20 protein-coding genes are annotated in these 24,804 nt (G+C 61.6%); 11 read left to right on the top strand and 9 right to left on the bottom strand.

The window, feature by feature from the left end; translation table 11 throughout:
• Positions 1–19: 19 nt before the first annotated feature.
• A complete protein-coding gene (locus FYJ85_RS06840) occupies positions 20–1,045 on the bottom strand; it encodes a serine hydrolase domain-containing protein (protein WP_106052323.1) in 1,026 nt (341 codons plus the stop codon).
• 8 nt (positions 1,046–1,053) lie between these two features.
• Positions 1,054–2,088: a zinc-dependent alcohol dehydrogenase gene (locus FYJ85_RS06835; RefSeq protein WP_154417480.1), complete on the bottom strand. Its 1,035-nt coding sequence runs from the start codon at positions 2,086–2,088 to the stop codon at positions 1,054–1,056.
• Between the two features lie 724 nt (positions 2,089–2,812).
• Here FYJ85_RS06835 and FYJ85_RS06830 point away from each other — a divergent pair.
• On the top strand, positions 2,813–3,784 hold the full coding sequence (locus FYJ85_RS06830) for a LacI family DNA-binding transcriptional regulator (protein WP_154417478.1): 972 nt from the start codon (positions 2,813–2,815) through the stop codon (positions 3,782–3,784).
• Positions 3,785–3,798: 14 nt separating this feature from the next.
• Here the strand turns inward: FYJ85_RS06830 and FYJ85_RS06825 are convergent, their stop codons facing one another.
• Positions 3,799–5,019 (bottom strand): exo-beta-N-acetylmuramidase NamZ family protein, encoded by a 1,221-nt coding sequence (locus FYJ85_RS06825; RefSeq protein WP_154417476.1) that lies wholly within the window; start codon positions 5,017–5,019, stop codon positions 3,799–3,801.
• A gap of 173 nt (positions 5,020–5,192) precedes the next feature.
• On the opposite strand from FYJ85_RS06825, the gene FYJ85_RS06820 reads away from it, so the two are divergent.
• The 4 genes from FYJ85_RS06820 (at position 5,193) to FYJ85_RS06805 (ending at position 10,820) form a co-directional block, all read left to right on the top strand.
• Positions 5,193–6,299: a GntR family transcriptional regulator gene (locus tag FYJ85_RS06820; protein WP_106052328.1), complete on the top strand. Its 1,107-nt coding sequence runs from the start codon at positions 5,193–5,195 to the stop codon at positions 6,297–6,299.
• Between the two features lie 462 nt (positions 6,300–6,761).
• Complete coding sequence (locus FYJ85_RS24180) at positions 6,762–7,472, top strand: type II secretion system protein (RefSeq protein ID WP_154417474.1); 711 nt, start codon at positions 6,762–6,764, stop codon at positions 7,470–7,472.
• Positions 7,473–7,489: 17 nt separating this feature from the next.
• Complete coding sequence (locus tag FYJ85_RS06810; protein ID WP_206213008.1) at positions 7,490–9,361, top strand: beta-galactosidase; 1,872 nt, start codon at positions 7,490–7,492, stop codon at positions 9,359–9,361.
• Positions 9,362–9,746: 385 nt separating this feature from the next.
• Positions 9,747–10,820 (top strand): LacI family DNA-binding transcriptional regulator, encoded by a 1,074-nt coding sequence (locus tag FYJ85_RS06805; RefSeq protein ID WP_158703764.1) that lies wholly within the window; start codon positions 9,747–9,749, stop codon positions 10,818–10,820.
• Here the strand turns inward: FYJ85_RS06805 and FYJ85_RS06800 are convergent.
• A complete protein-coding gene (locus tag FYJ85_RS06800) occupies positions 10,780–13,017 on the bottom strand; it encodes an ATP-binding protein (RefSeq protein WP_206213007.1) in 2,238 nt (745 codons plus the stop codon). The genes FYJ85_RS06805 and FYJ85_RS06800 overlap by 41 nt on opposite strands.
• Before the next feature lie 144 nt (positions 13,018–13,161).
• Here FYJ85_RS06800 and FYJ85_RS23000 point away from each other — a divergent pair, with 144 nt between their 5' ends.
• Positions 13,162–13,332 (top strand): hypothetical protein, encoded by a 171-nt coding sequence (locus FYJ85_RS23000; protein ID WP_206213006.1) that lies wholly within the window; start codon positions 13,162–13,164, stop codon positions 13,330–13,332.
• A 171-nt stretch (positions 13,333–13,503) separates the two neighbouring features.
• On the opposite strand, the gene trhA is transcribed toward FYJ85_RS23000, so the two are convergent.
• The 5 genes from trhA to FYJ85_RS06775 are packed head-to-tail and all read right to left on the bottom strand — an operon-like array spanning position 13,504 to position 18,955.
• Complete coding sequence (trhA, locus tag FYJ85_RS06795) at positions 13,504–14,136, bottom strand: PAQR family membrane homeostasis protein TrhA (RefSeq protein ID WP_158703767.1); 633 nt, start codon at positions 14,134–14,136, stop codon at positions 13,504–13,506.
• Complete coding sequence (locus FYJ85_RS06790; protein ID WP_154417464.1) at positions 14,133–14,603, bottom strand: GNAT family N-acetyltransferase; 471 nt, start codon at positions 14,601–14,603, stop codon at positions 14,133–14,135. The genes trhA and FYJ85_RS06790 overlap by 4 nt, the downstream gene beginning before the upstream one ends.
• Positions 14,600–16,792: a polyphosphate kinase 1 gene (gene ppk1 / locus FYJ85_RS06785; RefSeq protein WP_106052337.1), complete on the bottom strand. Its 2,193-nt coding sequence runs from the start codon at positions 16,790–16,792 to the stop codon at positions 14,600–14,602. Before ppk1 ends, FYJ85_RS06790 begins: the two co-directional genes overlap by 4 nt.
• On the bottom strand, positions 16,789–18,360 hold the full coding sequence (locus tag FYJ85_RS06780) for a Ppx/GppA phosphatase family protein (RefSeq protein WP_154417462.1): 1,572 nt from the start codon (positions 18,358–18,360) through the stop codon (positions 16,789–16,791). The genes ppk1 and FYJ85_RS06780 overlap by 4 nt, the downstream gene beginning before the upstream one ends.
• Positions 18,361–18,376: 16 nt before the next feature.
• Positions 18,377–18,955 (bottom strand): hypothetical protein, encoded by a 579-nt coding sequence (locus tag FYJ85_RS06775; protein ID WP_154417460.1) that lies wholly within the window; start codon positions 18,953–18,955, stop codon positions 18,377–18,379.
• A 119-nt stretch (positions 18,956–19,074) separates the two neighbouring features.
• Here FYJ85_RS06775 and FYJ85_RS06770 point away from each other — a divergent pair, with 119 nt between their 5' ends.
• From FYJ85_RS06770 to FYJ85_RS06750, 5 genes are all read left to right on the top strand, one after another.
• Positions 19,075–19,920: a shikimate dehydrogenase family protein gene (locus tag FYJ85_RS06770; protein WP_106052343.1), complete on the top strand. Its 846-nt coding sequence runs from the start codon at positions 19,075–19,077 to the stop codon at positions 19,918–19,920.
• On the top strand, positions 19,914–20,810 hold the full coding sequence (locus FYJ85_RS06765) for a prepilin peptidase (RefSeq protein WP_106052345.1): 897 nt from the start codon (positions 19,914–19,916) through the stop codon (positions 20,808–20,810). The genes FYJ85_RS06770 and FYJ85_RS06765 overlap by 7 nt, the downstream gene beginning before the upstream one ends.
• A gap of 95 nt (positions 20,811–20,905) precedes the next feature.
• Entirely contained in the window at positions 20,906–22,150 is a 1,245-nt protein-coding gene (locus FYJ85_RS06760; protein ID WP_235903132.1) for an L-rhamnose isomerase, read from the top strand.
• A 99-nt stretch (positions 22,151–22,249) separates the two neighbouring features.
• On the top strand, positions 22,250–24,148 hold the full coding sequence (locus tag FYJ85_RS06755; RefSeq protein ID WP_106052348.1) for an SDR family NAD(P)-dependent oxidoreductase: 1,899 nt from the start codon (positions 22,250–22,252) through the stop codon (positions 24,146–24,148).
• 18 nt (positions 24,149–24,166) lie between these two features.
• Positions 24,167–24,796 (top strand): SGNH/GDSL hydrolase family protein, encoded by a 630-nt coding sequence (locus FYJ85_RS06750; protein WP_106052350.1) that lies wholly within the window; start codon positions 24,167–24,169, stop codon positions 24,794–24,796.
• Positions 24,797–24,804 lie beyond the last annotated feature (8 nt).

Below are 24,804 nucleotides of genomic sequence, written 5' to 3'. Positions count from 1 at the left end.
ACGGAAAACATTCCGCGCCTCAAACGGGCGGGGTTCCATACAGCGCTTCGATGATGCGCTTTCTCCCGGCGCGGGCTTCCTCATGATCCCCCGTCCGCGAGGTCAGAACGACGGCGGCGAACTTTGTTGCGGGGTCGATGCAGAGCGTCTGCCCCGTCCAGCCGGAGTGGAAAATCGTTCCGGCCGAAAGCCCCCTCGGCCGCAGGGAGTCCGTCATATCCCACCCGAAACTGCGCCGGATGCCGTTCTTCGCAAACCGGCAACTCGTAATCAGGTCATAATACGCGCCGGGAAAGCGGCCGCGCTCGAGAATATCCCGCGCGAATAAAAGCAGATCCCGCGCGGTTGAAAAACAGCTGCCGCTCCCGAGCGGGAACGGACACAGATAACAGGTGCCGTCGTTGTGCCGGCCGGCGGGACGGTTCGGGAACCAGTGTTCGACTTCATCGTCGCCGTCCCCCGGCGGGAGCCACTGCGTCCTGTCCATCCCCAGCGGCTTCCAGATGCGCTCCCGGGCCAGCGTGTCCAGATCCGTCCCGGAAATCCGTTCGGCTATTTTTCCGAGAAGAATGAAATTCGAACACGCATACTCGAAAGCCTCCAGGCGCGGCCGGACGGGACGCTTGCCGAAAAGCTCCCGGTTGAAAATTTCGACGTCATCCGAATCATACGGTTTGCTGTTGTCGAATCCGCCCGCGTGCATTGCAAGATCCCGGACCGTAATATTGCAGCTTTTCCCCAGAACATGTTCCGGCAGATATCTGGTGAAAGGCGCGTCCGGCTCCAGCTCCCCGTCCGCCGCCAGCAAAGCGCAGCAGGCAGCCGTGAACACCTTGCCGACCGAAGCGATGTCGAAGCGGGAGTGCACCGTCATCGGCTTCTCCGCAGGGTGGACGCACTGGAGCCCCGCCGCGGCGGCGGGACCGCCCGCGACGGCGATGACAGCCCCCTGGATCAGCCCGGAAGCGATCTGCGTCTGAGCCTCCCGCCGGGCGTTTTCCAGCCGCTCCTCCGGCGAAGAAGCCGTCCCGTCTGAAATCACCATGATTCGCCTCACCTGATTTTCGCCCAGTCGAACACGATGCCGAGCGGCACCTTCGGATCGTCCGCCAGACGCGCGTAAACCTCCGGCGCCCGTTCCGGAGAGACGATTTCGGAGATCAGCGGACGGATCTTCAGCCGGCCTGCCGCGACCAGTTTCAGGAAGGTCCGGTAATCGTCCTGTTCGGTCCAGCGTCCCGGCGCCGACTCGGTTTTCGCCCGGGTCGAAGTATGCGCGCCGATGAGCGTGATTCCGCGGCGGTGGACATATTTGTAGAAATCGATCGGCACATCCGAAATCCGTGTGCAGCCGAGCAGCGAAATGCGCCCCTCCCAGGCGATGTATTCGAGCGCCTGCTGCAGTGCCTTCGCGCTGCCGGTCACTTCAACCGCGGCATTCACGCCCGCGCCGCCGGTGGCGGCCATGACCCGCTCCGCCAGCGTTTCATCCGGCACGAATGCGGCGGTGGCGCCGAGTTCGAGGGCGAGTTTCCGCCGCGCCGGGTCGAAATCCGACGCGAAGAGCGGAATCGCCCCGGAGAGCGCCGCGAACTGCAGCGCAAAGACCCCGAGAATCCCCTGCCCCGCGATCATGACCGACTCCCCGACCTCGAGCCGCAGTTTGCGGACGCCGAGGAATGCGAACGACGCGATGTGCGCGAACGACGCATCGAGCGTATCGATCCGTTCATCATCGATCCGCACAAGCTCCGCCGCTTTTTTGACCGAGTGCGTGCGGTGTCCGCCCCAGCTGACGATAACGCGGTCGCCCGGCCGGAAGGCTTCGACCTCCCTGCCGAGCTTCACGATCCGTCCCGCTCCGCAGTAGCCGGGCCAGAACGGGAAACCGCCCTTCTCCCTGCCGGAATATCCGCCCGGACAGGTTCCGGTGTTCGGCAGCGCAACCAGGTTCGCGCGCTCGGTCCCCGCACTGATTACGGTGTAATCGTTTTCGATCAGCACTTCGCCCGGACCGGGCTCCGGAACAGGGCACTCTTCGAGCACCGCTTTCCCCTTCTCACGGATACAGATCACTTTGCCGGTCATGATAACCTCCCATGTTCCCCAAAAAGTTGCCACCCTTCGGCCACGGGCCTCGGGTCTTTTGGGCCGAATGCCCAAAAGCTTCGGGTACTTTTCGGGGGCCCCGCTCTACGGTGTTCCGTGCGGCTCCGCCGTACTCACACCTTCGAGAAAGGCATTGTTTATATTTTTCTCAAAAGTTGCCCCCCTTCCTCCTTCGCCGAGGCTGCGGAGGACAAGTCGGGCCTGTCATCCACTGCGCTTGCGCGACGGATGATACTTTTCGGGGCCCCGCTCTCTGAAGAGATCGTGCCCGACACTGCGTGTCGTGCTCGTCTCAAAAGACCATGCCCGACACTGCGTGTCGTGCTCGTCTCAAAAGACCATGCCCGACACTGCGTGTCGTGCTCGTCTCAAAAGACCATGCCCGACACTGCGTGTCGTGCTCGTCTCCGGTGTCCCGTGCGGCTCCGCCGTACTCGCACCTTCGAGAAAGGCATTGTTTATTGTTTTACAAAAAGCGGCCCCCCTTCGGCCACGGACCTCGGATCGGAGAGGCATTGCCCATATTTCGACGATATCAATATGCCATCACCTTCCGGTTTCTCTGTAAACAAGATATCACGTCCCGAGGGCCGGGACAAGCCCGGCATCTCCGTCTTTCTGAAAAAGAAAACGCAAACATCGATTTGTTTTCGTAAAAAACGCGATATATTGTAAATGAATCATAAAACAGGAAAAAGCGCTCATGAAAATTCAGGAAATCGCCAAACTGGCCGGCGTCTCGACCGCGACCGTCTCCCGGGTATTCAGCCATCATCCGAGCATCCGCCCCGAGGTGCGTGAGCATGTGTTCGCCGTGGCCCGGCAGTACGGTTATCACCCGCGGCTGTCAACCCGGCAGAGAAACGTGGTCATCCTCACCCCATACCATTCGGTCTACCCGGTGCAGAGCTGCGTGGACATGATCCTGATGGCGCTGACGCAGGAACTTCCGCGCCGCAATTTCCGGCTTGAGATTCTGCCGGTCAACAACCGCGAACGGCTCGACAGCATCCAGTTCTGCGCGGCTGTCGCGATCGGCGCGGAACCGGCCGACTTCCGCGACTGGCCGGACCGGTTCCCGGTGCCGCTGGTCCTCATGGACCGCGAGGGGACGGGCAATCCCGCCGGAGTGTATTTCGTCCGTTCCGATGAAGAACAGGGCATGCGCATCGCGATCGACCATCTGTACGAGCGAGGCTGCCGGAAAATCGGCTGCATCGTCCACGGCTCGGCCGGAACCGGCAACACGGATATCCGCCGGAACGCGATCGTCCGGGCGCTGAAATCCCGCGGATTTCCGGCCGACGATTCGCTGATTCTGCTCTCCGGCCCCGGATCGGACAAATATGTCGAACTGGCCGGAAAGCTCCTGAAGCAGGGGGTAGACGCGCTGTTCTGCCCGGGCGGAAATGCCGGAATCGTCATGCTTTATGCATTCTCCCTCTACGGGCGGCGCGTTCCGGAAGACATTTCGCTGATCGCTTCGGAGCAGACTTTCTTTTCGCACTACGCCGTACCGCCCCAGACCACGATTTCGCCGGACTACGCCGCGATGGCGGCCGCGACCGCCGACATCATCGAAGCGCGCCTCGACGGCCAGAAAGCACCGGTCCGGACCGTGCTGCCCTATAACCTCATCCTGCGCGAAAGCGTCGCGGCAGCCCGGAAGTCCTGAATTCCGCCCCGGGTTTACGGGTAAATCAGACAGGACGCGGTTTTTTCGCGGAATGTTTGCAGATACGGCTGCCACTCCGCGACGAATTCGGCCGCCTTCTTCCCGGCCGCCAGCTCCGGCTGAGTCCGTTTCGAGCCGGTCGCCTTCGCGAACATGTCCAGCCGCTTTTCGGGCCAGCGGAACCCTTCCTGCCGGACGACATACTCCATGACCGCATAGGCGATTTCGACCGGCCGCAGGCGTTTCACATCCGTCACATGCAGCTGCACGCCGTGAATGTCTTCGCCGGCGAACACGCCGCAGGTGGGCCGATAGTGGATCGGGCGAAAGAGAATCCCCTCGAAGTTGCGCCCGTTCAGCTCCCGCGCCATTGCGCGCGCATCCAGGTACGGCGCGCCGACCACTTGGAACGGCAGCGTCCAGCCGACGCCGATGTTGACCTCGCCGAGCTCGCCGAGCTGTCCGGTCAGCGGATAGCAGACCGCCGCCTCGGGAGACGGGATGTTCGGAGAGGTCGGCACCCACGGAAGCCCGGTTTCCGCCCAGCTCATGTCGCGGCGGTAATTTTCCATCGGTATGACGACGAGCTCGCAGTTGATCCCCTCCGCCTCATTCAGATAGCGCGCCAGCTCCCCGGCCGTCAAGCCGTAAACGTACGGCACCGGATAGAGCCCGATGAACGACTTCACCTCCTCCTCGCGCGGACCGCCGTCCACGCCGGCCGCCAGCACCGGATTCGGCACATCCAGCACGACGAACAGCTTGCCGGCGGCGGCCGCCGCTTTCATGGCGAGCGCCATCGTCCAGACATACGTGTAGGAACGGCAGCCGATGTCCTGGATATGGCAGACCAGCACGTCGATCTCCGCCAGCGCCTCGGGAGACGGCCCCCGGCCGCTGCCGGAATAGAGCGAATAGACCGGCAGCCCGGTCGCGGGGTCGCGCCGGTCGCCGACCTTTTCCCCGGCTTCGGCGCCGCCGCGGATGCCGTGTTCGGGTCCGAACAGGGCGACCAGCCTGAAACGCGGGTCGGCGTGCAGCAGGTCCGCCGTCGAACGAAGCTGCGAATCGACGCCGGTCTGATTCGTGATGAGCCCGATCCGCCTGCCGGCCAGCAGCTCCGCATGTTTTTTGAGCAGCACCTCAACGGAGGGAGTGACCGGCGCGGCGGCAGCGGCCGCCCCCGCGGCCAGAATCAGGACGACGAAAACGACGGCACGGCGAACAGACGACATCAGGCACCCCCCTTTTCATGGAAGAAGTGAAAATTCCGGCAACTTTCGGTAATATAGCACATTATTTTCCAAAAAAAATCGAAAAACGCTTGACTTTTCGATCCGGTTCGGTCATAATATAAAAGAGAAAATTATATCAATATATTACTTTTAAATAAAAATTATATCGACCTATGGAACAGACCACATTCAGCAAATACGACCGAATCCGGAGCTTTCTTCTCGAAGAGGCCCTGAAGCCGGAGTCGCGTCTTAAAATGCCGACGGTGCAGGAGCTCATGCGGAAATTCGGCGCCTCGCAATCTCCGGTGACCCGGGCGATCCGCGATCTCGAACGGGAGGGCGTCGTGCGCTGCCGCCGCGGCTCCGGCATGGTCAGCTGCAGCGCGGCGGCCCGGGAGGAGAGCTTCCCCGAAGAGCTCGCCGGCTCCGGCAAAGCCGTGCTGTACCTGCGGACCGACTACTTCGCGGAATCGCTCTGGAACATGGAGCACACGATTCTCTCATATGCACGCCAGCTCAAAATTCCGATCATCAACCACCGCATCGAACGCGAGTCGAACCTGATCGCCATCATCGAATCGGTCGGCAAGGCGCGGGAGCTGGCCGGAATCGTCATGAACTCCGACCCCGGCGCCAAATCCGAAGAACTGATCGGCTACCTGAACCGCCTGCCCTGTCCGGTCGTCATGATCAACAGCAGCAACCTCTATGAAAACGCGGCGGAAAACGTCACGATCCTGTCGCTCGACTCGGAAGAGGCCGGGCGGCTCTGCATCCGGGCGCTGGCCCGCGCCGGACACACGAAGGTCGGGTACATCCGGAACGAACCCGAGTGCGACCTGACCCGGCTGCGCTTCACCGGCGTCACGGCGGAGGCGGAGGAGCTCGGCGTCGCCGTCACCCATTTCCCGGCGACGATCAAATCGTGGGAGAGCTCGGCGGCGGCGGCGGAAAAAATCACCCGCAGCCGTCTCGACGACATCCGTTCGCTCGGACTGACCGCGCTGATCTATTACAGCGGCAGCGGGGCCCTCGCCGGGCGGCGCGTGCTGCAGCTGGCCGGCTGCCGGATTCCCGAAGACATCAGCATCATCAGCGAAGACGACGGCAGCATCATGGAACAGGTCTATCCGGCCGGCACCATCGTCGCGGGCGAATATCTGCAGCAGTGCCGCGATGCGCTCGACATCATCCTCGGCAAGCTCCCCTCCCCCGGCACCCGGCTCTACCCGTACCGCCTGATCGAACGAGAAACCATCCAAACCATTCATCAATAAGGAGATTCCATTCATAAAAAAGAGCTTCACCCTGATCGAGCTCCTCGTGATATGCCACAATATAATCGTAATTGCGCATAATAATGGATATGTGATGTTTCCGTGTGCGATTTTTCATAATGTAACTCCTTTTGGTTAATGAATTTATTCGGCCTCTAGCGGCAGAAATGTTCCGTCTGCTCTTCCTGGTCTCGTCCGTCTTCATTGTCGTGGGATTCGCGGGGGGAAATACATTTCCCCGCACCCCCATTTCTTACTCTGTGCCGGGCTTTCATTTCCTGTGGGTTGCGCCCTTACCGCCCGCGGCGGAGGGCCTTGTCCTTACTTGTCCGCCTGCGGTGGCCAACTCATCGCCCGCTTCGGCTGCCGCCGAACCGTGCAGTCCGTTCCCTTCCGCTATGCTGCGCCTACCGTACTTTTTGGCCGGGCGGCACTCCTGCTTCGTTTCACATACCCATTATTATGCGCAAGCCGTTCACCTTAATAGAATTACTAGTCGTTATCGCAATCATTGCAATCCTCGCATCCATGCTGTTGCCGGCGCTTCAGCAGGCACGCGCCAGAGCGCAAAGTACCAAATGCCAGAACAACCTCGGTCAGTTGCTGAAGGCGCAGCAGTTCTACGCCCTGGACAACCGGGATCTCATGGTGTTCACCGCTCAACAGAACGGCTGGACAGCATACTGGATGTGGATGCTGCGAAATCAGACAAAACTGCTGCCGAACAACACGAGCTTTCTGTGCCCGTCCAATCCGAATTCCAAAACCTACAATGACTGGAACAACTACGGTATGTGGCGTCCGGGCGGAACAGGAGGCATAGGTTACGGTGACCAGTCCTGGAAAAACCGGAGGGACGAGCTCGGGAATTTCATCGTGATCCAAACCAACCCGGAGTTCATCGGTTACCGGGTGAGCGGCATGAAGCTGCCGAGCGGCATGATCATTTACGCAGATTCAGCGGAATCGCCCTCCGGCAAACAGATCGCCTACTGGTCCTCGCAAGAGTACCTCGACGGCAGCAAGGGAATCCACACGCTGCACGCAAATCGGGCGAACTGCTCCTTCGCGGACGGCCACATCGCCTCGTTGACTGCGGAGCAACTACACGATACCGCGCTCAAAGTCAAAGTCACCTACACACAGAACCTTGCCCCGAAAACCGTGAACTGATGATAATGGAGAAAATCTTGAAAAAGCTGACAGCAATCCTGTTCCTCGCCGCCGGATTCACCGCATTCGCAGCAGAACACCCCGGCGTGACTGACTCCCCCTATGGCGCCTGCGCTCATCTGAACCGCTGGGAGTATCCTGAAATGCAGGAGGAACTCCATATGATGAAAGAGGCGCGAATCGGTTTCGACCGCACTGATCTGGACTGGGCTCAGGTCGAACCAAAGCCGGGCGAATGGAATTTCTCCCGCTGGGATGCGATTGTCGGAGCAGCGGAAAAAAACGGTATCGCCCTCCTGCCGATCCTCGGCGGATTCCAACCGAAATGGGGTACGCCGCTCGCCGCTCATATGGACCGATGGAAAACGTATCTGACCGCAGTGGTCAACCGTTACAAAGGCCGTATCACATGCTGGGAAGTCATCAATGAACCCGACCTCGGCGAATTTTCCGGAAAACATGCCGAATATGCGAAGATTTTAAAGGAGAGCTACGATTGCATCAAGGCAGCGGCCCCCGAGGCAGTCGTCACCAACGGCGGTCTGGCAGACATGGATAAAGTCGAAGAATTTCTGAAACTCGCACCACCCGACTCATTCGATGTGCTGAACATCCATCGATATTACTGGCAGGATTATCCCGAAGCCGAATTCGCTTTTCTGCTGCGCGACATCCGCGCAAAAATGAAACAATACGGACACGGCGGCAAACAGCTCTGGCTGACAGAAACCGGGTACTCGACCGCTCCTGCCCCTGATTATACCGATACGATTTCCGCCGCCCTCAAAAAAATTTCCCTCGACGATCCGTCACTGCCGATCATTCTGATCGACGATCCGGAATATCACTATTCGACTGAATGTGTGAATCTCGAACTGCAAAGCTGTTTCCGGGAGGAGAGAAAAGTACGGTACATTACCCTAGCGGAAATCGCAAAACTCGATCCATGCCGCGAACCGCTGCTGCTTCTCCCCGCAAACGAGGGTTTTCCGTCGAAAGAGGTCAAATCGCTAGTCACTTATCTCCGGAAAGGCGGCACCGTGATCATTCCCGGAGGAGGAATTCCATTTTATTTCGACCGAATCCGCATGCCCGATGGAACAATCACCCATCGCGCGATGCCGGATCAGTTCTACCGTGAACTTCATCTGTCCTGGGAGGCATGGTGGACAAATCCGAAAGCGCCGCGCGGCACAACATTGCTGGAGAATGCTCCCGGCATCGATTGCGGCAATCTCTTTCCCAAAAGTGTCTCCCGCTATCTCGGTACTGCAAATTTGAAACCGGGTGACACAATGATTCCACTTGTGAACGCTTGGTCGAAAGATCGTACATATCATGCTCCGGCTGCTGCCCTCTACCGCTTCAACAGCAATCTCAAGGGTAATATAATTGCATTGTCCTGGCAGGACAGTTCACACCGGACCACACCGGAATGGCAGGCAAAACTGTTGCCGCGCACGTTCCTTATCGCATTTAATTCCGGCGCAGCAAAAGTATTCACCTACAGCTTCCGTTCGATGGAGCACTCTTTCCCTCTGGGCCGCGAGGGCCATTTCGGAATTCTCCGCGCAGATCTGACTCCCAAACCGGCCTATACCGCCTATTCAACATTGACCCGGATGCGTCCAGCCGGTTCCGTCGATCTCTGCCTGACGGAAAAGAACGGCATCTACATCGCTGTATGGAAACAGCCAAGCGGAATTCCTGTCACCGCAGTTTGGACAGTTTCCCGGCCGAAAGATACTTCCTTCAAAACCACAGGGCAACTGATTTCCGCCTGTGACTACCTCGGACGCCCGGTGCAGGTGATGACGACTGGCGGAAATGTACGCCTCACCGCTGATTCCGGCATCATCTACCTGAAAGGTGTGAAACCGCATTTCTGACTGATAAACGCACTATCTGACGATGATCAGACCGTTGCCGGGGAACTGTTCTGCCGGTTCGGTTCCGTCCGCAACCGATGCGGAGGAGATAGGCAAAGCGCCGGTTGAAGCCGGGAACTCCGCTGAAAAAATCCTGTTATTTTCCTGTTTCATGCCGGAAAACAGTTTTATTGCGACAAATAAATTTGTAAATGCAATCGAAACCGGCATATTATACGGGAACGACAGAACAATCATCCGGAGCTTCAGGAACAATGCCCGCACCGCGCCGAACCAGAAAGATCGTCATCCTCGAAGAGCCGGCCCCGGATCGGGGAAATCAGTTATGCCGCGTTTCCCTCCCGGCCATCCTGAACCGGTCCGGAATGCAAAGGGCGGCACGACAATGAACATACGGGAATTCGCGGCACACTGCAAACTGTCGATCGCATCGGTCTCCCGCGCGCTGAACAACCCGCCGGAGACGGCGCAGATGAGCCGGAAAACCTATGATTACGTTCATGCGGAGGCGCGGGAGCTCGGCTACCGTCCGAATTACCACGCCCGCGCATTCCACACGCACCGCTCCGGCTGTGTCGGCATCATCGGCGGCTCAAGCATGAAATATATCGGCATCGCGCTTCTCGAGGGAATCGCCGACGTTCTGGACGGCCGGGGCATCGCGACCTATCTCGCCTCAACCCGCGATGAAATCGAGCGGGAGGCCGGGGCATTCGACAGAATGTTCTACCGCAATGTCGATGCGATCATTCACATGCCGACCCTGCAGGAGGGCGAGTACCGGACCGACCGCCTGGCCGGACTCCTGAAAAACAATCCCGGCCACCCGCCCATCCTGTCGATTCTGGGCGGGGCGGAAATACCCGGCACCTTCCGGCTGCGGATGAAAGACGCCGAAGCAGGCCGGGAAGCCGCGCTGCGGCAGTTGAAGCTCGGCTGCCGCAGATTCGGCGTCATCGGCACCCTCCGCCGGTCGCCGGCCGAAAACGACGGAATCCGGGCTTACCGGAACACGCTCCTCGAAAACGGCGTCTCCCCGCTGAATATCCGCGAAATCTCCATCCGGCACAATTTCCCGGACAGCCGACAGGAGGAACTGCGGGACATCGACGGAGCATGGATCGTCTACTACCTGCTCGTGCCCACCTGTTTTCAGGTGCTGCGCCGCGTCTGCGACCCGAAGAAACTGCACATCGATACCGTTTCGACTCTGGAAAACCGGGAACTGCTCCTCTGGCTGCAACTGGACGCGGATTGCGCCCTGAGCATCCGCGACCATTTTGCCAGTCTGAATATTTTTCAGTACAGCGTTTACCGGATCGGCGTGCAGACGGGGGAAACGGTCGTCAAACTCATCAATGCTCCCGCACTCAAGCCGTATACTCAGGAACTCGAATGGAATCAATTCCTCCCCGGAATCACCGGGCCGGAAACAGCCGCTCCAGACTCTCCAGAGTGATCGGCTTGTAGAGAATGCCGGAAAAGCAGTCGACCGGTTTGCCGCCGGCCTGCGTGTCGGCCGTAACCACGACGACCGGCAGCCGTCCGGCGGCGGGCCGGGACCGTATCTCCCGCGCCAATTCCGCCCCGTCCATCTCCGGCATCCACAGGTCGGTCAGAATCAGATCGAAATCCGTATCCTCCCGCAGAATCTCCAGAGCCTCACGCCCGGATGAAGCGCAGGCGCTTTCGATGCCGAGCCTGCGGAGCATGGCCTGCAGCACCTTCAGATTCAGCAGGACATCGTCGACCAGAAGCACCCGGTGCTTCCGCCGGGCGGAGGGCGGAGGAGCATCCGCCCGGCCGTCCCGGAGCTCTTTCCGGCCGGCCGGTTCGATATTCTCCAGGAGGAGCGTAAAGCAACTGCCTTTGCCGATCTCGCTCTCCAGCACAATCTTTCCGGACATGCGTCCGGCCAGCCGCCGGCAGATCGCCAGCCCGAGGCCGGTTCCGCCGTATACATGCGTATCGCGGGCGGAATCGCTCTGGACGAACGGTTCGAAAATTCTTTGCTGCGCCTCTTCCGGAATGCCGATGCCGGTGTCGCGGACGCGAATGGCGAGCGTTCCGCGCCCGCCGCCGGACGGCGTGAAACCGGCGGAGAGCGTAACTCCCCCCTCCCCGGTGAACTTCACGGCATTGCCGGTCAAATTCAGCAGGATCTGCCGCAGCCGGAGACTGTCCAGCAGAAACAGCGGCAGCCCGGCCGGGCAGTCGAGACGGAAAAACAGATGTTTCTCCTGAACCTTGTACCGGAAGATCGCCTGAACCTCGCGCAGCAGCGCCGCGACGTCGGTCGGCTGCGGCGTCAGCGTCATCTGTCCGGCCTCCAGCTTCGACAGGTCGAGCACATCGTTGATCAGCCGGAGCAGGGAGTTGCCGGCGAGATTGATCGAATCGAGATACTCCACCCGTTCCGTCTCGGAGAGGCCGCCGCCCTTCAGCAGCTCCGAAAACCCGATCACCGCATTCAGCGGCGTCCGGATCTCGTGGCTGATCGAGGCGAGAAAACAGCTTTTGGCCTTGTTGGCGGCCTGCGCCTGCTCCAATGCGGCGGTCAGTTCCTTCCGTATCGCGTTGAATTCGGTCACGTCGATCATCGTTTTCATGATGTAAACCAGCCTGCCGTCGATGATGATCGGATTCGAACGAAGCAGGTAGTCGCGCCCCCTCAGCGTCAGCTCGCGGGTGTGGACGGCGAGGTCGTCGCGGGTGCGCCGGACCGGACACTCCGGCGAACGGCACGCCTCTCCGCAGAAGGCTTTGCGACAACCGAGGCCGTACACCTCCTCCTCCGGGATTCCGGCGATTTTCAGCGCGGCGTTGTTGCAGCGGATCAGCTTCATGCCGGGGTCGAACAGCATGATCGGGATATTCATCGTATCGAGAATCAGGTGCTTTTCGTTCTCGCTGCGGTCCAGCGACTGCCGGTTCCGCTTCCGTTCAAGGAAAATCTCCGTGATATGCGCCATCGAAGAGAGCAGGAACTTTTGGCGCACGGAGAGCGGCTTCTGCGGCGTCTGAAACGAAAACCCCATATATCCCCAGAATTCCCCGTTCAGCCGGAGCCCGATGCCGCAGAGGGCGCGGACCTTCAGGGCCGGCATATGGCAATTCCATTCGCCCTGAATCCGCCTGGCCTCCTCCGTTTCGGTGTCGGTCACCTCCCAGATTTCGCGGTTCATGGTCATTTTGAACCATTCGGCATCGGGATTGATCGGCATACGGGGATACTCCTCCAACGGCACCACAGGTTCGTCGCCCGCCTGAAAATGCGCATAGACGATATCCTGGCCGACCGTGAAATCCGAGCGGTAGATGTAACTCGTATAGGCGCCCATATGCCCGACGATGGTTTTCAGGATTTCCGTGAACACGTCCTGATCGTCGAGCTTGGTCATCAGCTGCTCCCAGATCCGGTTCAGCAGCTTCTCCTGCTCCACATAACTGTCCAGATTCTCCCGGCTGTCCGAAGTTCCGGAGCGCCGTTCCCGGAGACGCCGGAACAACCGGCAGCCGGCCCAGAGCGCCGCCGCCAGAAGCGCGATCATGACCGCCGCCGGAACCGCATGGACCGGAGCCGCACCGGCAAACGGCGCGCCCGCCGGTGAAAGTGAAAAAAGCCAATGGACGGGAGTGCCGGTAAAGAAATACATGACAGCTGCTCTTCCGCAAGAGAAGCGGCGGAGCGGGAATTGTCCCTCCGCCCGGAAACGATGCGGAAAAACCGGCAGACAGCGGGGAGAACAAGGGCTGTTTCGGGAACATGTTCCCTGAAGACCGCCGGGAGGTGGAAGCTGATGTTTTCCATCGCGGCAGAATCCGCCGCGACGCATTATAAGAGTGCCTCCCGTTTTCCCGACCTGCAAAATGTGTTGATGGGAAGAAACCGCGACCTGACGATACAATACCACAATCCGGCCCGCTTTTCAAGTGCCGCCCGTTTTTTATCGGGGGGAATAATCTCATAGGCGCCGGATCCGTTGACATCGCCAATGCCGCCGGGCCGCGGGTACTCCGCGCAGAATCCCGATTCTGCAGTTGAACCGGGAACGGAGCTCCCCGAAACGCGAGGTTTCCGCGATGCGGCAAGCCGGCCGAAACCGGCGGGACACGCGGAAGAATGCCGCGTGTCTTCTGTCTCACGGCAGCAGAAGCACCGCAAAGTAGTGCAGCGTGCTGCCGCCGAGCACGAAGAGGTGCCAGGCCGCATGACAGTACGGCCGCCCGGAGGCGTAGAAAAACGCGCCGAGCGAATAGACGACCCCGCCGGCCAGCAGCAGTCCGAACGAAAGCGCGCCCATGCCGGCGAACATCTGCCGGACGGCAATGATGCCGAGCCACCCCATCGCCAGATAAAGAATCAGCGACCAGCGCCCGAACCGGTGCCTGGAAAAGCATTTGATCACGATCCCGGCCAATCCGATCATCCAGACCGCCGCGAGGATCGCAATGCCGAGCGAACCGCCCACGGCCAGCAGCATGACCGGCGTGTAGGTCCCGGCGATCAGCAGGTAGATCGCTGCATGGTCGAACCGGCGCAGCAGCGCCTTGCGTTCCGGAGTCCGCGCCGCATGGTAGCAGCTCGAAGCGAGGTACATGCCGAAAAGCGCCAGCAGGTAGACGGCGAAGGCGGCGACCCGCCTGACGCCGTGCTCCGGCACGACGAACGGCACGAGCGCCATGCCGCCCAGCGCGAGAACCGCGCCGGCGGCATGGGTCAGGACGTTCAACCGCTCCTCTCCCGGCGAATAATCGCAGCTCCTGCCGCTCACAGCGGGAGCCTCATCGGAAAGAAGCGGATGCCGTCCGCCTCGGTCTTGGGACCGGTTTCGACGAATCCCCAATGGCGATAGACCTCCACCGCGCCGGGCGCCGAAAAGACGGTCACTTCGGCCAACCCCGGATCGAGCTTCGCCGCCGTCCGCAGCGCCCGCTCGAAGAGCCGCGTCGCAATTCCGCAGTTCTGAAATTCCGGCTTCACGAACAGCATCGAAATATGGCCGGAACCGCGCATCTCGATCAGCCCGGCGATTTCACCGTCGAGATCGGCGACGAACATCCGGCAATCGATGCTCTGGCGCTTCGCCACGGCCTCCGGGTAAATGTAGGCGGCAAAACTGCGGACTCCCCGCTCCGAATAAAGCGGACGGATAAAACGGTCGAAACACTCGGCCGCGACCTGCGCCACCGCCGTCTCGTCGCCGGGACGGTAGGGACGGATTCTCGGTTCGAAACTCATTCTCCGCTCTCGTCCTCCGCCGCGTCGTCCCCGGAGAGGTCGCCGAATGAGGGGACCGGACGTTCCGGGCTCGTGTAGACCTTCAGTGCATCTCCGGTCGCCCGCCGCTTTTCACGTTCGGCCAGCGCTTTCAGGAAACGATAACTGTTGTACTGGCTGCGCGCATCGGTATGGCGTTCGAGCTTCGGCCGCGTATAAACGCCGGAGCCGAGCAGATGCCGCCCCTTGTCCGTGTCGGCAAGCTGGAATTCGAGCAGCCGCAGGCAGATTTCGCGGATTCGCTCGTCCTCGACCGGAAACAGGAGCTCTACCCGGCGGTCGAGATTCCGGTACATCCAGTCGGCGCTGGCCAGATAGAATTCGGGGTCGCCGCCGTTCTCAAAATAGAAGAGCCGCGTGTGCTCGAGATAACGGTCGACGATGCTCGTGACCCGCGCATTCTCCTGACCCGGCTTCGGTTTGTAACAGCAGATGCCGCGCACGATAAGATCGATTTCGACCCCGGCGTCGGCGGCTTTGTGCAGGAGCCGGACGATCTTTTCATCCGAAAGGCTGTTCATCTTCGCAATGATCCGGCCCGGACGCTCGGGGGTTGAGTGCGCGATCTCACGCTCGATCAGCCCCGAAACCCGCCGCCGCATATCGAACGGAGAAGCCGCAATCTTGCGCCACGAGGCCGGCGGCGACGAATAGCCGGTCAGGACGTTGAACAGATTCGCCACATCGAAGCAGAGGTCCGGGTCGCCGGTCATGATGCCCATGTCGGTGTAGATGGCGGCCGTCTTGTCGTTGTAGTTGCCGGTCGCCAGATGCGCGTAGCGGCGGATGCCGCCGTCCTCGCGGCGCACGACCAGGAGCGCCTTGCAGTGGACCTTGAGACCGGCCACGCCGTAGACGACGTGCGCGCCGGACTCCTCGAGCAGCCGCGCCCAGACGATGTTGTTCCCCTCGTCGAAACGGGCCTTCAGCTCAACCACGACCGTGACCTGCTTGCCGTTCTCGGCCGCGCGCCGCAGCGCCCGGACCACGGGGGAGTTGCCGCTGACCCGGTAGAGCGTCTGCTTGATGGCGAGCACCTCCGGATCCTCCGCTGCCTCCTCCAGGAAACGGATGATCGGGTTGAAGGAGTGGAACGGCGGCGCGATCAGCACGCTGCCGTACTGCGAAATCGTTTCGAAGACGGACTGTTCGGAGAATTCCGGCGGCATGACCGGAGGCCAGGCCGGTTCGAGCAGTTCCGGCAGCCGCGCCTTGCCGACCAGCTCGAAGAACTGCTTCAGGTGCAGCGGCCCGCGCACGAAGTACCAGAACTGTTCGTCGAGCCGGAACTCCTTCGCCAGCCATTTCACGAGCGGCCCGCGGCTGCCGGCGATGAGCTCGATGCGGATCGGCTCGCGGTGACGCCGCTGCAGGAGCTTCTTCTCGATGCTCTGCATGAGGTCTTCGGCGTCGTTGTCCTCGACCGAAAAATCCATGTCGCGCGTAATGCGGAACGGAAAATACTCTTCGATTCCGCAGCCGGTGAACAGCGTGCCGAGGTTGTCCATGATCAGCTCTTCGAGCAGCATGAAGCTGCGGCCGGGCTGGTTGTCCGGCACCTCGATGAAGCGCGGCAGGAGCTCCGGAACCTCGACGAAGGCGTATACGAGTTCGCTGCGCCCGGCCGGACGCATGCTGACGGCAATCTCGATCGATCCCGAATTCAGGATCGGGAACGGATGGGCCGAATCGACCGCGAGCGGCGTCAGGACCGGCAGCACCTGCCCGCGGAAATAGCTCGACAGCTCCGCGCGCACGGGTGCGGCGACATCGGCCGGCCTGACCAGCTTCACGCCGCGGCGCCCGAGCTCCGGCAGGATTTCATCCATCAGGCAGTCGTGCTGCCGCTTGAGCAGCCGGTCAAGCTTCTTCCGCATCCGCGCGAGCTGTTCGGAGGGGCGGTTCCCGGCCGGGTCCGGCAGATCCTGCCCCATCTTGACCAGCTGCCGCAGCCCGGCGATCCTCACCATGAAAAACTCGTCGAGGTTGCTGCTGAAGATCGCGATGAACTTCAGCCGTTCGAGCACCGGGTTTGCGGCGCATCCGGCCTCGTCCAGCACCCGCGCATTGAAATCAATCCACGAAAGTTCGCGGCTGATGAAGAGCCCGCTGTCCGCGGGATCACTGTTTTTCTCCTGTACCTTCTTCATGATATAAGCGGCGTTTCCTCAATCTTCAAATCCAAACCGAACACTTCATTGAACATCCCGCCCTTCAGCTCGAGATAGAGCCGCTCCTGCCGGAAACTGCCCGAATCCGGCACCTGAATCACCAGTGTGTGGCCGCGGCGGAGCAGCCGCATGCGTTCGAACCGCCCCTGCCGCGTACAGTCGAGCGCGTCCGCCACACGGAGGATCGCGGAGAGCTTCAGCACCGAAACCTTCTCCTCCGCCGAAAGCTGCATGTACTCCATATGCGACTCCCGCGGCGCGGCCTTGCGGTGGTAACGCGCCACTGCGGCGATCACCCGGAGCTCCGCCTCGGAGACCCCCGGCAGCTGCAGATTGCCGATCAGATAACACGAGTGCTTGTGATGCTGCCGGGTGTCGACGAAACGGCCGATGTCGTGCAGATACGCGGCCACTTCGAGCAGAACCGGCGAACGCGGAGCAAAATCGAAATTCCGCCGCAGCTTCTCCTGAATGGCGAGGCTGATCCGGGCGACATGCCCGGCATGGCAGGCGTCGTAGCCGTACTTATGCCCGATCGCGCCGCAGATGGCGGCAAGGTCGTCGTGAAACGGGTCCGGCCCGCCGCCGCGGCTGCGTCTGACCAGGTCCTGAATCAGCGCGATGCGGGTCGTCGTGCCGGGGCAGATAAAGCTTTCGCAGTTGAATTCATCGAGAAAATAGCTGAGAATTCCGGCGCAGGCCGCGATGCTGCCGGCGACCGGCTCGGAGACCTTGAACTCCGACGCGAGCGCGGCCGGTTCCGCCGTGACGGCGTAATCGACCGCGCGGACGATCGCCTCGCGCGGCAGCTCGATCAGTTCATCCCCGCCGCCTTCGGCGCTCTCGCCGGCGCAGCCGCCGGCCAGGTGCCGGACCGATGCGCCCATGGCGACCAGTGCGACCGGGCGCGACGGATCGAGCCCGACGCTCTCCCGCAGCCGCTGCCTGATATCCTGCGAACGCAGCGTCTCCATGATCTGCTCGATCGAAAACGCCGAGCGCCCGAATGCGTCCACCAGCCGGCTGGTTCCGAGCGGAACCGCCTCCGAAAACCGCATGAGCCCGCCCTCGAACCAGCTGACCAGCAGCGAACCGGTGCCGACCACGAGACAGATGCCGGAGAGCTCGTCGAACGGCAGACTCTTCCGGAGCGCATCGCGCATGGAAAGGAACGAGATGCGGGTCTCCTCCTGGCTCTCGAGGATTTCGAGCGTGAGGTTCGATACGCTGCGGATCCGGTTGACGACCAGCTCGCGGTTGAATGCCTCGCGGATCGCGCTCGTGGCCACCACCCGGCAGCTGCGGACGCGGTACTCGGCGAGCTTGCGCGAAAAATCGGCCATGATCTCCCCGAGCGTCGAAAGGTTGCCGGGGGAGACCGAACCGTGGCGGAAAACGTCGTAACCGAGGTTGACGGTGCGGGAAAGGCTCTCCAGAAGCGTGATCTTCCCGCCGGAAGCCACCTCGAACAGATCGAGCCGGGTCGAATGCGCCCCGACATCGATGACTCCCGCCTGATACGGGAAACCGTGTTTCGTTCTGCTCATCGGACCCGGCTCCGCATCAGAACCAGCTGCTCGTATCCGGATTCAGGTTCGTGTAGTTCTTCTTCGCGTTGCGGGCGATGCCGCGCGCCGTGACCGGATTGATGCCGACCCGCAGCGTGACCCACGAGCTCGCATCGTCGTCGGCCGGCTCCGGATAGAAGCTTGCGAAGTAGACGCCGTCGACCACGAGCGCGACCGGCTCGTCGTTGTGGTTGCCCGAAAGCAGCTGCCACTGCAGTTTGCCGAAACGGTCAACCTTGAACTGCAGGTCGAAAATCTCCGGATTGCCCGGGCGCGCAACCGCCTTCGCATCCCTGATGTTCTTGCTGCTGAACAGCTGGTTCGTGTTGATCCAGATGGTCTTGCCGTCGAAGGTGTTGATTTCGCGCTCGAGCTCCCCGGCGCGCGGATATTTGACGATCGCATTCAGGTGCACGACGTATTTGCGTTTGAATTCGGGGCTGTTCGGATTATCCGTGGTTTCGGCCTCCGGGTCCATCGCCTCCTCCCATGCCTCTTTGAACGCCTCGCAGCCGCCCGCGGCCAGAAGGATGAACAGACCGCAGACGAACACCGCCATCCAGTTTCTTCTCATTTCACTCTCTCGATTGGGTTAATCTATATTTTTCTTATTCCGGCTGTTGCCATAATCATCGATATCATGTATATTAACGCCACAATGAACAAAAATCCAGTCTCGAACGATAAAATTCAATGAGAAACTACGCTGTCATCGGAGATCCCGTCGGACACAGCCGTTCCCCCGGGATGCAGAACGCCGCCTTCGAACATTACCGTCTCGGCTCCCCCTACGTCAAGCGGCACGTCCGGCCCGGGGAGCTCGGCGCCTTCGTCGAAGAGGCCCGCCGCACACTGGCCGGGTTCAACTGCACGGTTCCGCACAAGTCCGCGATCATCCCGTACCTCGACGAGGTCGACCCGAAGGCGCTCGCCGCGTCGAGCGTCAACACCGTGACGGTCCGGGAGGACGGCACGCTGGCCGGAACCAGCACGGACGGGTACGGCCTTGAAATGGCGCTCGAAACGAACTTCGGCCGGCCGCTCGCCGGCGCCGAAGTCTGCTTCATCGGCTGCGGCGGCGCGGCCCATGCGACGAGCTTTCACCTGGCGGAGCGCGGAGTCCGGACGATCCGCCTCGCCAACCGGACGCTCTCCAAGGCGGAAGAGCTTGCGGAAAAACTCCGCGCGGCGAATCCGGGTCTCGCGGTCGAAACCGCCCTCCCCTCCGACAGCGATACGCTCGCGCGCTGGTTCGCCGCCACGGATTTCCTGATTCAGGCCACCAGCCTCGGGCTGCGCGAAACCGACCCCGCGCCGTTCGACCTCGGCCTGCTGCGGCCCGGGCTGCGCATGGCGGTCTTCGACACGATCTATCTCGACACCCCGGTGCTCCGCAAAGCCCGGCAGGCGGGGCTGCCGGCGGCGGGCGGGGCGGCGATGCTGCTCTACCAGGGGGCGAAATCATTTGAAATCTGGACCGGGCTCGCGGCTCCCATCGATGCGATGCGCGCCGGCATGGAGGGGAATTCATCATGCTGAATCTGCTGCGGCTGACCGACGGCTCCAACTATTACTGGTGGACGCGCGCCGGATTTTCGGACGATTACGTCGTCTGGTTCTTCGTGTTCTCGAGCTTTCTCTTCGGAAGCTGCCTCGGCAGCTTCCTGAATGTCTGCATCTGGCGCATGCCGCTCGGCGAATCGATCGTCACCGCTCCGTCGCACTGCCCGAAGTGCGGCACGCCGATCCGCTGGTTCGACAACATCCCGGTGGTCAGCTATCTTGCGCTGCGCGGCCGCTGCCGCAGCTGCAAAGCTCCGATTTCACCGCGCTACGTGATCGTCGAGGCGCTGACCGGAATCCTCTTCGCGCTGCTGCTTTTCAAGGTCGGCGCGACGCAGCAGCCGCCGTTCACGCTGCTGCTCTATTTCACAATGACGCTGCTCTGCATCACCACGATCTGGATCGACTTCGAACACCGGCTGATTCCGGATGCGACGACATACCCGGCAATCCTGTTCGGGCTCGCCGCGTCGGCGGCGTTCCCGTCGGTGTGGGGAGTGTCGAACCATTTGCTCTCCGGCGCATACGCGCTGATCTCCGGAGCGGCGGCGGGGGGAGCGCTCGCTCTCTTCGCGATCGTCGGGCGCGCCGTTTCCGGGCGCGAGGTGCTCGGCTGGGGCGACGTCAAATTCGTCACGGCCGCCGGAATCCTGCTCGGTCTGCCGGGAGCCTGTTTCGCGGTGCTGGCCGGGTCGCTGCTCGGATCGCTCTACGGCGTATTCCGCGCGTTCCGCAGCAGGCGGAAACTCTCCCGCGTCACGGTTCCGCTCGGACCGTTCCTCGCCTTCGGCTGCTTCGCATGGATGTTCGCGGGCGAAAAGCTCCTGCGCTGGTATCTCGGTTTCTTTCCGAATTTTGAATCGTAATTGCGGCGCGGAAGGCTTGCACTCTTCCGCCCGCGTGTTATATTACCCGGAACAAAGACCTGCAATGCTCAGAAACAGAACTAAGGAGAATGAGTATGGCTTCCATGTTTGATGCGGCGAAAAAAGTCTATGCCGATCTCGGCGTCGATGTCGAAGCGGCGTTCAACCGGCTCGACCAGATTCCGATCAGCCTTCACTGCTGGCAGGGCGACGACGTCGCCGGCTTCGAAAACAGCACCGCCCTCGACGGCGGCCTCGCCGTGACCGGCAACTATCCGGGCCGCGCGCGGAACGCCGACGAGCTCCGCGCCGACCTCGAAAAGACGCTCTCGCTGATTCCGGGCAAAAAGCGGCTGAACCTCCATTCGATCTACGCCGAGACCGACGGCAGGCCGGTCAAGCGCAACGAGCTCGAGCCGAAACACTTCGCGCGCTGGATGGACTGGGCGAAGGAGAACGGCCTCGGCCTCGATTTCAACCCGTCGTACTTTTCGCATCCGATGATGAAGGACGGCCTCACGCTGTCGAGCCCCGACGCGGGCGTGCGGAAGTTCTGGGTCGAGCACGGCATCGCCTGCCGCGCCATCGCCGAGGCGTTCGGCAGGAAGCTGCGCAGCACCTGCATCACGAACTTCTGGGTGCCGGACGGCTTCAAGGACACCCCGTTCGACCGCCTCGCCCCGCGTGAACGGCTGGCCGATTCGCTCGACAAGATCTTCTCGGTCGAATGCAATCCGCGCTACAACCGCGATGCGGTCGAATGCAAGCTCTTCGGCATCGGCGCCGAGAGCTGCACGGTCGGTTCGCATGAGTTCTACATGGGTTATGCGATGAAGAACGGCAAGCTGCTCTGCCTCGATGCCGGGCATTTCCACCCGACCGAAGTCATCTCCGACAAGATCACGAGCACGCTGCTCTATTTCGACGAGATCCTGCTGCACGTGAGCCGCGGCGTCCGCTGGGACAGCGACCACGTCGTCACCATGACCGAGGAACTCCGCGCCATCGCCGAGGAGATCGTCCGCCACAACTACGACAAGCGGGTCCACATCGGTCTCGACTACTTCGACGCCTCGATCAACCGGGTCATGGCCTGGACGATCGGCGCGCGCAACATGTCGAAGGCGCTCCTGATGGCGCTGACCGAGCCGGCCGCCATTCTGAAGAAGGCCGAAAAGTCCGGCGACAAGGGCAGCCGCCTCGCCTGGATGGAAGAGGCCAAGACCCTCCCGTTCGCCGCCGTGTGGGAGGAGTACTGCACGCGAAACAACGTTCCGGGCATGGCGTGGATCGACGAGGTCAAGACCTACGAAAAGGATGTGCTCTCGAAGCGCAGCTGACCGGAAACGGTCGCCGGCGGCTCCCGGCCGGGAGCCGCCGTTCGTTCGGCAGATTCGTTCTTTTGACAGATTTCCAGGGAAGAAAAGGGATTTTCAGATATGTCACTCACCACGATTCGCGACCTCTCCAACCGTTACGGCGCCGACCCCTCCTTCGTTCTGGCCGGCGGCGGAAACACTTCGTACAAGGACGAAAAATATCTCTATGTGAAGCCGAGCGGCGTCGCCCTCGCGGAGATCAGGGAATCCGATTTCGTCAGGATGGAGCGTGAGACGATCCGCAAGGTATTCTCCCTCTCCGGCTACGCGGACAACGTCGAGCGCGAAGCGATGGTGACGAAACTCATGGCCTTCGCGGCCGCCGATGCCGCCGCGCGCCGTCCGTCGGTCGAAGCGCCGCTGCATGAGCTCATGCCGTTCACCTACATCGTGCATCTGCATCCGGCCATGGTCAACGGCTTGACCTGCTCGAAGAACGGAAAAAAGGAGTGCGGGCGGCTGTTCCCGGACGCGCTCTGGATTCCCGAAACCGATCCGGGCTTCATCCTGGCCAAGACGGTTTACGACGCGAGCGTGCAGTACGAAAAGGAGCACGGCAAGCCGGTTTCGATGATCTTCCTGCAGAACCACGGCGTTTTCGTCGGCGGCAATACCGCGCAGGAGATCGATGCCGCGTACGGCCGGATCATGTCCACGCTGCGCGAAGCCTACGAGAAGGCCGGAATCCCGACCCGGCTCACCGGTTTCGGAGAGCTCGACGAAGCGTTCGCCTTCGAAACCGCCCCGCAGCTGCGCGGCCGGCTCGGCGACGGCGAAACGCCCCTGACAATCAAGGTGCTGCCGCCCTTCCGCACCGCGCGCGGGCCGTTTACGCCCGATCATATCGTCTATGCGAAATCGTACTCGCTCGTCACCGACGACCCGACCGAGGCCGAAATCCGCGCGTTCGAAGATAAAAACGGTTACAAGCCGCTCGTGGTCGAAGTGCCCGGCAGAGCGGTCTTCTGCGCCGGCAAAAACGGCAAAGGGGCCGAAACGGTCGCGCTTCTCGCCCGGGACGGCGCGCTCGTGCAGCAGCTGACCGAGGCATTCGGCGGCCCGCGCAACCTCTCCGACGCCGGGCGAAGCTTCATCGAAAACTGGGAGGCCGAGTCGTACCGCAAGAAGGTTGCGGGCGGCGCGAACATCCGGCTCTCCGGCAAGGTCGCGGTCGTGACCGGCGGAGCACAGGGCTTCGGCTACGGCATCGCCGAGGAACTGGCCGCCGAGGGGGCCACGGTCGTCATCGCCGACATGAATGTCGAGGGCGCGAAAGCAGCAGCCGAAAAGCTGAAGGCTGCGGGCGGAGCCTCCGCCGTGGCGGTCAACATCGCGGACGAGGCGTCCGTGGCGGAGATGGTCCGCTCGGTCGTGCTGTCCTACGGCGGAATCGACCTCTTCGTGGCGAACGCGGGAGTCCTCAAGGCCGGCTCGGTCCGCACGTTCGAAAAGCGCGACTGGGATTTCGTGACCAATGTGAACTACACCGGCTATTTCCTCTGCGTCAAGCATGTCTCCGACGTGATGGCGCGCCAGAACGCCTGCTGCAACGGCTGGACCGACATCGTCCAGGTCAACTCGAAGAGCGGGCTCGTCGGCAGCAACCGCAACGGCGCCTACGCCGGCAGCAAGTTCGGCACGGTCGGTCTCACGCAGAGCTTTGCGCTGGAGCTGGTTTCGGACCGGATCAAGGTCAACAGCGTCTGCCCCGGCAATTTCTTCGACGGTCCGCTCTGGTCGGATCCCGAGCGCGGCCTCTTCGTGCAGTACCTGAAGAGCGGCAAGGTTCCGGGCGCCAGGACGGTGGCGGACGTGAAGCTGCATTACGAAAAACAGATCCCGATGCATCGCGGCTGCTTCCCGTCGGACGTGGCGAAGGCGATCATCTACGCGGTCTGCCAGTCCTACGAAACCGGCCAGGCAATTCCGGTCACCGGCGGACAGGTTATGTTGAATTAAAGGAATTTTTCTGGAATCATGGGCAAATTGATTTTGTTTCAGGGGGATTCGGTCACGGATTGCGGCCGCACATCGAGCGGTGATCCGGACGGGAATCTCGGCGTCGGTTATCCGTATTTCATCACGGCGCGGCTCTGGGCCGACCGTCTCGGCGAGGAGATCGAAACCGTGAACCGCGGCATCAGCGGGAACCGGGTGGTGGATCTCTACGCGCGTTGGAAAATCGACGCGCTGAACCTGAATCCGGACGTGCTGTCGATCCTGATCGGCGTCAACGACACCTGGCATGAGTTCATGTACCGGAACGGAGTCGAGGTGCCGCGCTACGCCGGGTTCTACCGGAAACTGATCGACTGGACCCGGGAGAAGCTCCCGGACTGCAAACTCGTGCTCTGCGAGCCGTTCGTGCTCGAAACCGGCGTCGTGACGCCGGAGTGGGTGCAGGAGATGGATCAGCGCCGCGCGGCAGTCAAATCGCTGGCGGACGAATACGGCGCCGTGTTCGTCCCGTTCCAGAGCGTCCTGTCGGCGGCGGCGGAAAAGGCCGGCGACCCGGCGAAAATTCTCGGCGACGGCGTCCACCCGACGCCCCGCGGACATCAGCTTATGGCGGACGCCTGGCTCAAGGCCGCCGCCGGAGTGCTGTAAGGAGAGAG

This window comes from Victivallis lenta (assembly GCF_009695545.1).
Lineage (GTDB): Bacteria > Verrucomicrobiota > Lentisphaeria > Victivallales > Victivallaceae > Victivallis > Victivallis lenta.
This window is presented reverse-complemented; position numbering and strand designations above follow the sequence as displayed.